Below are 13,165 nucleotides of genomic sequence, written 5' to 3'. Positions count from 1 at the left end.
TGAACCTGCGCCGCACCACCGTAGTTTGAACATCATTAAACGAAACGGAGGACGCCCCATGGTTCGGGCTCTGGCCTTGTCTGCCGCCCTTTTCGCCGCCACCCCTTTGATTGCCAAAGAGGGGCACGAGGCGGTCACAACCTTCACGCTGGACAACGGCATGGATGTCGTCGTGGTCGAAGATCACCGTGCGCCCATCGTACAGCACATGGTCTGGTATCGTGCCGGATCTGCGGATGAGCCGGTCGGCTCGTCCGGTGTGGCGCATTTCCTGGAACACCTTCTGTTCAAAGGCACCGATACGCTGGCGCCGGGTGAGTTCTCGGCTACCGTTGCTGCCAATGGCGGTAATGACAATGCGTTTACGTCTTATGATTACACCGCCTATTACCAACGCGTCGCCGCAGACCGGCTGGAATTGATGATGCGGATGGAGGCGGATCGGATGCGCAACCTGCGCCTCAGTGAAGAGGACATCGTCACCGAGCGCGACGTGATACTCGAGGAACGCAATCAGCGCACCGACAACAGTCCGCGCGCTCTGTTCGGCGAGCAGATGAGCGCGGCGCAGTACCTCAACCATCGCTATGGTGTGCCGATTATTGGCTGGCGGCACGAGATGGAGACACTGGACATGGAGGATGCGTTGTCCTTCTACCAGACCCATTATGCGCCCAATAACGCCATTCTGGTGGTGACCGGCGATGTGGAGCCCGATGCGGTCAAAGCGTTGGCCGAGCATTATTATGGTGTCATCCCAGCCAATCCTGACCTACCCGAACGATTCCGCTCGCAAGAGCCGCCGCAGACTTCCGAACGTCGCCTCACCTTCAAGGATGCGCGGGTGTCGCAGCCCTATGTGCAGCGCAGCTATCTGGCGCCCGAGCGTGATCCGGGTGAGCAGGAGAAAGCCGCGGCGTTGTTCCTGCTGGCCGAGTTGCTGGGCGGCAGTACCACGTCATATCTGAACGAAAAGCTGCAATTTGAACAGCAAATGGTCGTTTATGCCGGGGCCTTTTACCGAGGTGTGTCGTTGGACGACACAACCTTCGATCTGCTGGTTGTTCCGGCGCAGGGCGTGTCCCTGCAAGAAGCCGAGGACGCGATGGACCAGGCTGTGGCTGATTTTATCGCCGATGGTGTCAACGAAGAAGATCTCGACCGCATCAAGATGCAACTGCGTGCGGCCCAAACTTTTGCACGCGACAATGTGGACGGGATCGGCAACCGATATGGCCGCGCCCTGACCAGCGGTCTAACGGTCGAGGATGTGCAGGCCTGGCCCGATGTTCTGCAGGCCGTGACGGGGGATGAGATCATCGCCGCCGCCCGCGAGGTTCTGCAATCCGAAGCATCGGTCACGGGCTGGCTGATGCGCGACGATGAGGTGACGCAATGAAACGGATTTTCGCAACCCTGATCGCCTTTGTCATCGCGTTGCCCGCATGGGCCGAGATCAAGATCGAAGAGGTCACCTCGCCCGGTGGTATCAAAGCCTGGTTGGTCGAGGATCACTCGATCCCCTTCACCGCGCTGGAGATGCGCTTTCGCGGCGGCACCTCGCTGGACGAGCCCGGCAAACGTGGCGCCATATACTTGATGAGCGGGCTGATTGAGGAAGGCGCAGGTGACATGGATGCCCGTACTTATGCGCGCGAACTGGAATCGCTGGCGGCCTCGTTCAGTTACAATGCGTCTGATGACTCGGTCTCGATCTCGGCACAATTTCTGACCGAGAACCGCGATGAAGTGACCGACCTGCTGCGTACCACCATTCACGAGCCGCGTTTTGACGAGGATGCAGTAGAGCGGGTGAAGGCGCAGGTTCTGTCCGGCCTGCGGTCCGATCAGACCGATCCCAACGATATAGCCAGCCGTAGTTTCGCGCAGGTGGCCTATGGCGATCACCCCTATGGCACCGAGGGCAAGGGCACGATTGAAAGCGTAAGCGCGCTGACCCGCGCCGATGTCGTGACCGCCTATGACAATGTCTTTGCCAAGGATCGGCTTTATGTCGGTGCCGTGGGCGACATCACCCCTGACGAACTGGGTGTGTTGCTGGACAAGTTGCTGGCTGATCTGCCTGAAACCGGCAAGCCGATTCCGGACCGTGCCGATGTGAGCATCCCCGGCGGGATCAGCGTGGTTGAGTTTGACACCCCGCAATCGGTGGCCTTGTTCGGTCATGCGGGCATCGACCGCGACGATCCCGATTTCTTTGCCGCCTATATCATGAACCACATTCTGGGTGGCGGTGGGTTCGAAAGCCGCCTGATGCAGGAAGTGCGCGAAAAACGCGGCCTGACCTATGGCGTGGCGACCTATCTGGTACCCAAGGATTTGGCCTCGGTCTATATGGGGTCCGTGTCCTCGGGCAATGACCGCATCGCCGAAGCGGTCGAGGTGATCCGCGACGAATGGGCGCGCGCTGCGACTGAGGGTGTGACCCAGACCGAACTGGACGAGGCCAAGACCTATCTGACTGGTGCCTATCCGCTGCGGTTCGATGGCAATGGCCGGATCGCCGGGATCATGGTCGGGATGCAGATGGAGAACTTGCCCATCGATTACATCGCCACCCGCAACGACAAGGTGAACGCTGTTACTCTGGACGAGGTAAACCGCATGGCCCGCGAGTTGCTGGACCCCGAAGGACTGCACTTTACAGTCGTCGGTAAGCCCGAAGGGCTGGAAACCACGAATTGATGAAAAGGGGGCTGAGTACGCCTCAGCCCTTTTTCCCTGCCGCGCTGCGCAGCATCTGCCCCATCATCTGACCAAATTTGCCCGAGCCGCGCTGATACAGCGCCCCGTCCACGGCCAGTACCGTGCCGCTGATATAGCTGGCCAGATCAGAACTGAGGAACAGGCAGGCATTGGCCACATCCTGCGGCTGACCCCAACGGCCCAGAGGCACATCGCGGCGCAGTTCTTCATGGGCGTTTTCGGTGGGTGCCAGACGTTTTGCGCCTTCGGTCCCTTCGATGAAGCCCGGAACAACCGAGTTCACCCGGATGCCTTCAACGCCCCATTCCATCGACAGGGTGCGGGTTATTTGATCAACGCCTGCCTTGGCGGCGCAGACATGGGCCTGGCCCTCGTACGGCAGATAGGACTGCGGGGCCGAGATGTTGATGATGCTGGCGCCGGGGCGTTTGAGATAGGGGTAGGCCCCTTTCATCACATGGACCGTGCCCATCAGGTCGATATCGATCACGGTCTTGAACGCATTGACCGACATCTCGGCCGCAAGTGCGGGGAAGTTGCCCGCCGCACCGGAAACCAGCACGTCGAAATCACCGAACGCGTCGTGGAACTGTTTCAGGCCCGCTGCCACCGCCTCGGGGTCGCGCACATCAAAGGCAGCACCAATGGCGTCAGCCGCGCCCGTAGCCCTCAGCGCGGCGACCGTATCATCCACCTTTTCCTGGGAACGGCTGGCGACGGCCAGTTTGGCACCCGAGGCCGCAAAGGCCTCGGCAATGCCGCGATTGATACCGCTGGTGCCACCTATGACGATGACGGTTTGTCCTGAAAAATCCATTTAGGCCTCCCTTGGCGGGCCCTACTCGCCGTAGGGCACCCAGATGTTTTTTACTTCGGTCGCAGCCTGCAGGAAGCGGCGCGAATGGTCCACGCCCCAATCAAATGCCGTCGCGTTATTGACCCAGGTCCGTTTCAGGTTTCCGGCCGAGACGGCCTCGATCTCTTTCGACAGATCGGTGGACGAGAACGACCAGACCGCGTCGACATTCAGGTGTGAAGCCAGAGGTTTCGCCAGCTCTGCATGGCTGCCGGTCAGGATGTTGACCACGCCTGCAGGAACGTCGGACGTCTCGAGGATCTGGTAGAAATCCGTCGCTGCCAGCGGATAGGGCTCGCTTGCCGCCAGCACAACCCGGTTGCCCATCGCAATTGCCGGTGCCATGACCGAGACCAGACCCAGCAGCGGCACCTCATCCGCGCAGAGCGCGCCGATTACGCCCACCGGTTCCTTCATCGCAATGGCAACGCCCCGGATCGGCACGCCGTGAACCTGACCGTCATACTTGTCAGCCCAGGCGGCGGCGGTGAACAGGCGCTGGATTGAGGCGTCTACCTCTTTCGCGCCGGTTTTCCCACCGGTCATGGCGTCAATGCGCGCAGCGAATTCGTCCGCACGGGCCGAAAGGTTCTCGCCGATGTAATACAGAATCTGCGCCCGCAGGTGACCGGTGGTCTTGAACCAGCCCTTGGCGCCCGCCGCAGCCTCAACCGCGTTGCGCACGTCCTTGCGGTTGGCAATCCCTACATGGCCCAGCAGGCCGGGCTTGCCCCAAACAGGTTTCGAATAACCGCTGTCGGGTCGTGCCTGCTTGCCGCCGACATACATCTTGGCGGTGCGGTCAATGGGATCGACCGGAGCGCCCTCGCCCATGGTCGCCTCGACCTTGGTCAGCGGCTTGGCCTTGCCTTTGGGTTTTGTGTAGGCGCTCAGCCCTTCCCAGCCGCCTTCACGGCCAAAACCGCTTTCGCGCACGCCGCCGAACCCGGCAGCGGCATCGAACAGGTTGGTGGCGTTCACCCAGACCACGCCTGCAACCAGTTTGGGTGCAATATCCAGCGCAAGGTTCACATTCTCGGTCCAGACCGTCGCGGCCAGCCCGTATCGGGTATTGTTGGCCAGTTCCACCGCCTCTTCCGGGGTACGGAAGGTCGAAGACACAAGAACCGGGCCGAAAATCTCCTCCTGCATCAGCGGGTCGGAGGTTTCGAGGCCCGAGATCAGAGTCGGCGGGTAGTAGCAGCCGTTTTCAGGCAGCTCGCATGCGGCCTGATGGATATGACCTGCGGTGTTGCTTTCGACCATGCCTTTGATGGTTTGCAACTGGACCGGGTCCACAACCGCGCCCACGTCGATGCATTTGTCCAGCGGATCACCGACGCGCAGCTTGTCCATCCGCGCGCGCAGCTTCTCGTGGAAGCGGTCCGCGATGCCCTCCTGCACCAGCAGGCGAGAGCCTGCACAGCAGACCTGACCCTGATTGAACCAGATCGCATCGACCAGCCCTTCAATAGCGCTGTCGATATCGGCGTCGTCGAACACGATGTAGGCGGATTTGCCACCCAGTTCCAAGGTCAGTTCCTTGCCCGATCCTGCGGTCGCCTCGCGGATACGACGACCGACAACGGTCGACCCGGTAAAGGCGATCTTGTCCACGTCCGCGTTCACGATCATCTCGCCCACTGCGCCATCGCCGGTGACGATGTTGACCACGCCCTTGGGCAGACCGGCCTGCGAGCAGATATCGGCAAACAGCAGCGCGGTCAGCGAAGTGTACTCGGCCGGTTTCAGAACCACAGTATTGCCCATTGCCAGCGCCGGCGCGATTTTCCACGCCAACATCAGCAGCGGGAAGTTCCACGGGATGATCTGGCCGCAAACACCCAGCGCCTCAGCGTCGGGCAGTTCACTCTCCATCAGCTGGGCCATACCCGCGTGATAGTAAAAATGCCGCTGCGCCAGCGGGATATCGATATCGCGCGATTCCCGGATCGGTTTGCCGTTGTCGAGGCTTTCCAGCACCGCAAACAGCCGCGCGTGTTTCTGCAGCAGTCGCGCAATGGCATAGAGATACCGTGCGCGGCCTGCGCCGCCCAGCTTCTCCCATTTCGGCTGGGCCTTACGAGCTGCGGCGACGGCGGCATCCACATCGGCCTGTTTCGCCTGTGTCAGCTTGGCCAGAACCTCACCCGTTGCGGGGTTGCGGCTGTCGAACCCTTTGCCGGGTTTGGTGAAGGCCCCGTCGATATAGTGGCCGAACTTGTCGCCCTGATCGACCAGCCAGGCCAGCGCCTCGGCGGCGCTTTCGGGGGCAGGGCCGTATTCCATGGTCTCGAAGATTTCTTTGACTGTCATTGTTCTTGTCCTCAGCCCATGGAGTGACGGTAGCCGGCGGAGTACGCGCCCGTTACATAGTGTTCCAACTGCCGTTCAATATCGCCCAGCAGCGACGACGCGCCAAAGCGGAACAGGTGCGGCTCCAGCCAGCGGTCGCCCAGCTCATCCTTGATCAGCGACAGGTAGACCAGTGCGTCCTTGGCCTTGGAGATGCCGCCCGCAGGTTTGTACCCGACCCGGTACCCGGTGCGGTCATAGTAGTCGCGGATCGCGCGGATCATCACCAGCGACACGGGCAGGGTGGCGTTGACGCTTTCCTTCCCGGTCGAGGTTTTGATGAAATCGGCGCCTGCCATCATGCAGACCAGCGAGGCGCGGGCGACGTTGCGCAGGCTGCCCAGCTCTCCGGTTGCCAGAATGGCTTTGACATGGGCATCGCCGCAGGCCACGCGGAAGGCTTTCATTTCGTCATACAGCGCTTGCCAATCGCCCGACAGCACGTGGCGGCGTGAGATCACGATGTCGATCTCTTCGGCTCCGGCCTTCACGCTTTCTTCGATCTCTGCCACGCGCAGGTGGAACGGAGACAGGCCAGCCGGGAAGCCGGTCGACACGGCCGCGACGGGGATGCCGGTGCCTTTCAATGCCTCAACTGCCGTTTCGATCATGTCGTGATAGACACAAACCGCGCCGGTGGTGATCGGCGGCATGTCCAGCGCCTGCAGTACAGAAGGTGCCACTGGCTGACGCGCCTTGGCGCATAGGCGGCGCACGCGGCCCACGGTGTCATCGCCGGACAATGTGGTCAGGTCGATCATGGTGATCGCCTTCAGAAGCCATGCGGCCTGATACTCTTTTTTAACCGACCGACGACCGGACAAGGTCGCCGCACGGCGCTCAATCGCCGAGGTGTTGGCCTGCACGGCGCGCACCCAGTCAAGATCAAGATCCATACCGGGGTTTCTGGGCTCGGTCACTTGCGGCAGATGCGCTGTGCGCACGGGGCTTTCTGAGCTCTGCGTATCCATCTTCACATCCTTTGGGAGGTTTGCGCCAAAATCGCACGGGTTGCGGATAAATGAAAGGCATACAGGAGCGGGAATGGTATATTTTTTGACCAAATGGACAAAATTGGCATTTTCTTGCGAATAATTCGCAATGGCGTTGACTTACTTGCGAATGGTTCGCATATTCATTTGCAACTGAGTTCCAAATCGGGGTCCGACATGATTCGTCGCAGCTTTCTTGCAGCCTTAGTATTTGCCGCTGCATTGCCATTGACGGCCTGGGCCGAGGCGCCGCTGAAGGTGGTTGCCACCACAGGCATGATTGCCGACGCCGCGCGTCAAGTGGGTGGCAATCAGGTCGAGGTGAAGGGCCTGATGGGTCCCGGCGTCGATCCGCACGCCTATCGCCAGACCCGCAGCGACATCGTTGCCATGACCCGTGCCGACCTGATCCTGTGGCACGGCCTGTATCTTGAGGCGCAGATGGAGGATTTCTTTCACGACCTGGGCCGCAAGCGTAACGTGGTTGCCGTGGCCGAAGGGATCGACACGTCGAAACTGCGTGCGCATGATGATTATGCGGACAAATACGACCCGCATGTGTGGATGAGCCCAGCGTTATGGCGCGATGTGGTCGTCGAAGTGCAGAAAGCACTGACCGAAGCGCGCCCCGACGCGGCCGACATCTTTGCCGCAAATGCGCAGGCGCATCTGGCCGAGATCGACCAGTTGGAGACCTATGCCGGTCGGGCGCTTGCGTCTGTCCCCGAAACCAACCGCGTACTGGTCACGGCGCATGATGCTTTTGGCTATTTCGGGGCCGAGTACGGCTACGAGGTGATGGGCATCCAGGGCATCTCGACCCAGTCCGAAGCTGGTCTGAACCGGATCGGAGAGCTGGTGGACACGCTGGTCGACAAGCAGCTGAAAGCGGTGTTCGTGGAAAGCTCAGTGTCTGATCGGTCGATGCGCGCGCTGATCGAAGGCGCTGCGGCCAAAGGTCATGATGTGAGTGTGGGCGGTGAGCTGTATTCCGACGCCATGGGCGAACCGGGGACCTATGAGGGCACTTATATCGGCATGCTGGACCACAACATCACCGTCATCGCAGGCGCGCTGGGTGCGGATGTGCCCGATCGCGGCATGAACGGCAAACTGTCGGCAGGGTTTTAAGTCATGCTGGAGCTCGCCACAAGTCAGGGTGTTTCGGTTGCAGAGCACGGCCTGGACGATAGCCCTCTGGCCATTCGCGGCCTGACGGTTTCCTACGGCCAGAAACCTGCGGTGTTCTCGGTGGACATGACCGTGCAGCCCGGCGCCATGACAGCGATCATCGGACCTAATGGCGCGGGGAAATCGACCCTGTTAAAGGCCGCTTTGGGGATTGTGTCGCCCTTGTCTGGGCAGGTCACTGTCTATGGAAAGCCGCTGGAACAGCAACGCGCCCGCATCGCCTATGTGCCGCAGCGCGCCAGTGTGGATTGGGATTTCCCGACCCGCGTGATCGACGTGGTGCTGATGGGGCTGTCGCGGCAGCTCGGTCTGCTCGGCCGTATTCGTGCCCGGCACATGTCACGTGCCATGGATTGCCTGAGCAGGGTCGGCATGCGCGATTTCGCGGATCGTCAGATTGGCCAGCTTTCCGGCGGCCAGCAGCAGCGCGTGTTTCTGGCCCGCGCATTGGCGCAAGAGGCTGACCTTTACCTGCTGGACGAACCCTTTGCCGGGGTTGATGCGGCGACGGAAAAGGCCATCATTGCGGTTCTGAAATCGCTGAGAGAGGCGGGCAAGACCGTTGTCGTCGTGCATCACGATCTGGCCACCGTCACCGAATACTTCGACCATGTCTTCCTGATCAACACCCGCAAAGTGGCCGAGGGTCCGGTGGCCGAGGCCTTCACCGCCGAAACCCTGCAATCGGCTTACGGGGGCCGTCTGGCCACCGCCCAGATCGACCAGATTTCACGCGCGCTGGGGTAATCCATGCTTTGGGAAGCTCTGACTCTGCAGCTTGGCTATAACGCCACGCTGGTCGCCATTGGTGCGACCTTGCTGGGTGTGTCCGCCGGGGTCACCGGTACGTTTCTGTTTCTGCGCAAACGGGCATTGGTCAGCGATGCGATCAGCCATGCGACCCTGCCGGGTGTGTGTCTGGCTTTCATGGTGCTGGTCGCCTTTGGCGGTGATGGGCGCAATCTGATCGGTCTGCTGGCCGGATCGGCGATCTCGGCCTGGGTGGGTTTGTTGTGCATGAACTGGTTGACCCGCCGGACGCGCCTGGCCGAGGATGCAGCCATTGGGGCGGTGCTTTCGGTGTTTTTTGGCTTTGGTGTCGTGCTGCTGACCGTCATTCAGACCATGGGCGTCGGGCGGCAGGCCGGGTTGGAGGGGTTCCTGCTGGGCTCGACCGCCGGGATGCTGTGGGCCGATGCGCTGATCATCGCGATTGGCGGGGCGGCGACATTGGCGCTGGTGATGATCATCCGGCGCCCGATGACGATGGTGGCCTTCGATCCGGAATACGCCGCGGCGCGGGGCTTGCCAATGCATCGCATCGATCTGGCGATGATGGGTCTGGTGATGGCCGTCACCGTAGTCGGCCTAAAAATCGTCGGGCTGATCCTGATCGTGGCACTGCTGATTATCCCGGCCGTTACGGCACGGTTCTGGACCGAACGCTCGGATCGCGTGGTGCTGCTGGCCGGTTTCGCGGGTGGTCTGGCCGGGTATCTGGGCGCGGCGCTTTCGGCCTCGGCTCCGAACCTGCCAACGGGTCCGATCATCGTTCTGGTCAGCTTTGCTTTCTTTGCGCTGTCCCTGCTGTTGGCGCCGGTCCGGGGTGTCCTGGCGGCGGTACTGAAACACATGCGATTTCAGCGCAGGGTACATATCCGGCAGGGTCTGCTGGCGCTGGCGCAGGATCAGAAAATCTATGAGCCTCTCACCCTGCGCCTGTTGAAACGCGCCGGGCTGGCCCGTGCCGATGGTGTCGCCACCGAAGCCGGCAAGGCCCGCGCGGCAAAAGCCCTGCGCGACGAAAAACGCTGGGAGTTAGTCCGCACCGATCAGGCACACGAGGCGACGGCGGCGCTTTATGACGGGCTGCGCGATATCGAGACGGTGTTGACACGCGACCAGATCACCGAGATCGACCGCCAGATCGGCGGCCCGCAGGGAGTGCCCTCATGAGCGGTGAAGAGTTCGTCCCCCTGTCGTTGACACCCCTTCTGATTGGCACCTTCGCTGCGATTGCCTGCGCGCTGCCCGGCAACTTTCTGGTGTTGCGCAAGCAGGCCCTGATCGGGGACGCGATCAGCCATGTGGTGCTGCCAGGCATCGTGGTGGCGTTTATCCTGACCGGGGTGATCTCGACCTGGCCGATGATGCTGGGCGCGGCGGGGGCTTCGATTGTGGCCGTGGTGATGATCGAGGCGATCCGGCGACTGGGCCAGATCGAGCCTGGTGCCGCGATGGGTGTTGTTTTCACAACCATGTTCGCGGGCGGTGTTCTGTTGCTGGAGCAAACCGACACCTCGACCGTGCATCTGGATGTGGAACATGCGCTCTATGGCAATCTGGAAAGCCTGATCTGGCTGGATGCGGTGGGCTGGTCGTCGCTGCTTGATCTGACGGCTTTGGCCGGGTTGCCGCCGGAACTGCCGCGCATCGCGCTGACGTTGGTGGGCGTCATCTTGTTCATCTGGTTGTTCTGGCGACCGCTGAAGATTTCCACATTTGACGAAGGTTTTGCCCGCACCATCGGAATTCGCACCGGCGCACTGGGCATGGCGCTGGTGATCGTTGCGGCGATATCTGCCGTGGCGGCCTTTGACGCAGTGGGGTCGATCATCGTGATCGCCATGTTCATCTGCCCGCCAGCTGCTGCGCGCATGATGACCAACCGGCTGGAAACCCAGATTGCGTGGAGCGTTGTCTTCGCCAGTGTCTCGGCGGTTTCGGGCTATGTACTGGCGGGCTACGGGCCGCTGTGGCTGGGCAGAGCAGACGCTGTCAGCGCGGCGGGCATGATTGCCACCATGTCGGGCCTGATCTTGGCCTCTGCCGCATTGTGGGGACCATGCCGTACCCGCGCCGGAGCGCCCCAGGCCTCTTGACACGGCGTGTTCCTGCCACCTCTGTCTGCGACCGGTCGGCTGAAATCTGCTCAGACTGCAAGGGCATGCAGAGTTAATGATTTGCAACGCGTCATTCGTGCTAAGCCCGATCCAGAATTTTTCTGAATGACCACCACTCACTTAGGATCGTTCGGACAATCGCGACCCAGTTTGCCGTTTGTTGAAACAGATAGGGCGCGATTGTTCGAACGCCCCCTCCCCAAAACTCAAGCTTCCAAACCGGTGGCAGAATCGTGCGCGTCTGTGCTAGGTCTGGTGGTATGGCGCAGACACACCCCAATATCAGCGAAACGCCCCCCATTATCCGGCAGCTTGATGATGCCGCCATCAACCGTATTGCTGCGGGCGAGGTGGTGGAACGCCCGGCTTCGGCGGTCAAGGAGCTGGTGGAAAACGCCATCGATGCCGGTGCGGCACGGATCGCCATTGATATCGCTGATGGCGGCAAGACGTTGATTCGCGTCACCGATGATGGCTGTGGGATTTCGACGCGCGACCTGCCGCTGGCGCTGTCGCGCCATGCGACTTCGAAGATTGACGGCTCGGATCTTCTGAACATCCAAACGTTCGGGTTTCGCGGTGAGGCGTTGCCCTCACTTGGTGCCGTCGGGCGGCTGACCATAACCAGCCGGGTGCCGGGGGGCGACGCGGCGCAAATCCATGTATCTGGTGGCAAGATGGAAGCGGTCAAACCTGCCGCCCTGCGCGCCGGTACAGTGGTCGAACTGCGCGACCTGTTCTTTGCCACACCCGCCCGGTTGAAGTTCATGCGTACCGATCGGGCCGAGGCGCAGGCGATAAATGACACGGTCAAACGCCTTGCCATGGCTGAGCCCGCCATCACTTTCACCCTGCGTGATGTCTCGGGCGGGGGTGAGGGTCGTGTGACCTTCCGGGCCGACCGCGAGAAAGGCGACCTGTTCGACGCGCTGCACGCCCGTCTGGCCCGCGTGATCGGGAGAGAGTTTGCCGAGAACGCCCTGCAGATCGACGCGACGCGCGAAGGTATCCGGCTGTACGGTTACGCCGCCTTGCCGACCTATTCCCGCGGCGCGGCGGTGGCACAGTACCTGTTCGTCAACGGCCGACCGGTGCGTGACAAGATGCTGACCGGCGCGCTGCGGGCAGCTTATTTCGATTTCCTCAGCCGTGACCGGCACCCGGCTGCGGCGCTGTTCATCGACTGCGATCCGACGCTGGTGGATGTGAACGTCCATCCCGCCAAGTCCGAAGTGCGGTTCCGCGATCCGGGCGTTGCGCGCGGGCTGATCGTCTCAGCCTTACGGCATGCGCTGGCCGAGGCGGGGCACCGGGCTTCGACCACCGTTGCCAATGCCACATTGGGGGCGATGCGGCCCGAACCGGCGCTCCCTGCTCAACCTGCACCTGCGCGCGTGTATCAGATGGAGCGGCCATCGCCCGCAGCGCGTCAGGCTGCCTACAGGGCGCAAGCTCCGGGCTTTGCGGAACTATCGCAGGACTATAGTGGCAATGTTGTAGAACCGACGTCTGTTTCGCCCGTTTCAGAAGAAATGCCAATGGCCGACCTGCCCTTGGGCGCGGCGCGCGGGCAGGTGCATGAGAACTACATCATCGCCCAGACCGCCGATGGCATGGTGATCGTCGACCAACACGCGGCGCATGAACGGCTGGTTTATGAAAAGCTGAAAACCCAGATGGCCGAGAATGGCGTCGCCGCGCAGGCGTTGCTGATCCCCGAAATCGTCGAACTGTCCGAAGGCGACTGCGCGCGTTTGATGGCGGTTGCGGCTGACCTGTCGCGCCTTGGGCTGACGCTGGAACCTTTTGGTGGCGGCGCCATCGCCGTGCGCGAAACCCCGGCCATTCTGGGTGAGGTCGATGCCCGCGCAATGATCCTGGATATCCTTGACGAACTGGCCGATCAGGGCGAAAGCCAGACGGTGCAGTCGCGGATCGAAGCGATCCTCAGCCGGGTGGCCTGTCATGGTTCGGTCCGGTCAGGCCGCCGCATGCGAGCCGAAGAGATGAACGCTCTGCTGCGTGAGATGGAGGCAACCCCCCATTCCGGTCAGTGCAACCACGGGCGGCCGACTTATGTGGAACTGAAGCTGAGCGATATCGAGCGTTTGTTCGGCCGCAGTTGATCCGGCAGCGTTGCC

General features: G+C 61.6%; 10 protein-coding genes. 7 read left to right on the top strand and 3 right to left on the bottom strand.

Annotated features, from left to right (window positions below; genetic code table 11):
- Positions 1 to 58: 58 nt before the first annotated feature.
- Complete coding sequence (locus ACR0IK_RS08585; protein ID WP_480641170.1) at positions 59 to 1,399, top strand: M16 family metallopeptidase; 1,341 nt, start codon at positions 59 to 61, stop codon at positions 1,397 to 1,399.
- A complete protein-coding gene (locus ACR0IK_RS08580) occupies positions 1,396 to 2,706 on the top strand; it encodes a M16 family metallopeptidase (protein ID WP_480641169.1) in 1,311 nt (436 codons plus the stop codon). The genes ACR0IK_RS08585 and ACR0IK_RS08580 overlap by 4 nt, the downstream gene beginning before the upstream one ends.
- 22 nt (positions 2,707 to 2,728) lie before the next feature.
- Here ACR0IK_RS08580 and ACR0IK_RS08575 read toward each other — a convergent pair whose 3' ends face one another.
- From ACR0IK_RS08575 to deoC, 3 genes are read right to left on the bottom strand one after another with little or no spacing between them, the layout of a single operon-like run.
- Entirely contained in the window at positions 2,729 to 3,544 is an 816-nt protein-coding gene (locus ACR0IK_RS08575; protein WP_480641168.1) for an SDR family oxidoreductase, read from the bottom strand.
- A 21-nt stretch (positions 3,545 to 3,565) separates the two neighbouring features.
- Entirely contained in the window at positions 3,566 to 5,899 is a 2,334-nt protein-coding gene (locus ACR0IK_RS08570; RefSeq protein ID WP_480641167.1) for an aldehyde dehydrogenase family protein, read from the bottom strand.
- An 11-nt stretch (positions 5,900 to 5,910) separates the two neighbouring features.
- Positions 5,911 to 6,909 carry a deoxyribose-phosphate aldolase gene (deoC, locus tag ACR0IK_RS08565; RefSeq protein ID WP_480641166.1) on the bottom strand — a complete coding sequence of 333 codons (999 nt, stop codon included), beginning with the start codon at positions 6,907 to 6,909 and terminating at the stop codon, positions 5,911 to 5,913.
- Between the two features lie 198 nt (positions 6,910 to 7,107).
- Here deoC and ACR0IK_RS08560 point away from each other — a divergent pair, with 198 nt between their 5' ends.
- The 5 genes from ACR0IK_RS08560 (at position 7,108) to mutL (ending at position 13,150) form a co-directional block, all read left to right on the top strand.
- The gene (locus ACR0IK_RS08560; protein ID WP_480592532.1) at positions 7,108 to 8,061 is read left to right on the top strand and encodes a metal ABC transporter solute-binding protein, Zn/Mn family; all 954 of its coding nucleotides are present in this window, start codon (positions 7,108 to 7,110) and stop codon (positions 8,059 to 8,061) included.
- A 3-nt stretch (positions 8,062 to 8,064) separates the two neighbouring features.
- The gene (locus ACR0IK_RS08555) at positions 8,065 to 8,868 is read left to right on the top strand and encodes a metal ABC transporter ATP-binding protein (protein ID WP_480641165.1); all 804 of its coding nucleotides are present in this window, start codon (positions 8,065 to 8,067) and stop codon (positions 8,866 to 8,868) included.
- A 3-nt stretch (positions 8,869 to 8,871) separates the two neighbouring features.
- Positions 8,872 to 10,077 (top strand): metal ABC transporter permease, encoded by a 1,206-nt coding sequence (locus ACR0IK_RS08550; RefSeq protein ID WP_480641164.1) that lies wholly within the window; start codon positions 8,872 to 8,874, stop codon positions 10,075 to 10,077.
- Positions 10,074 to 11,003: a metal ABC transporter permease gene (locus ACR0IK_RS08545; RefSeq protein ID WP_480641163.1), complete on the top strand. Its 930-nt coding sequence runs from the start codon at positions 10,074 to 10,076 to the stop codon at positions 11,001 to 11,003. The genes ACR0IK_RS08550 and ACR0IK_RS08545 overlap by 4 nt, the downstream gene beginning before the upstream one ends.
- 281 nt (positions 11,004 to 11,284) lie before the next feature.
- Positions 11,285 to 13,150 carry a DNA mismatch repair endonuclease MutL gene (gene mutL, locus ACR0IK_RS08540; protein ID WP_480641162.1) on the top strand — a complete coding sequence of 622 codons (1,866 nt, stop codon included), beginning with the start codon at positions 11,285 to 11,287 and terminating at the stop codon, positions 13,148 to 13,150.
- The last annotated feature ends 15 nt before the right edge of the window (positions 13,151 to 13,165 follow it).

The organism is Ruegeria sp. BF7, from assembly GCF_056538605.1.
The sequence above is the reverse complement of the archived record's forward strand: the minus strand, read 5'-3'. Positions and strand labels throughout refer to the sequence as shown.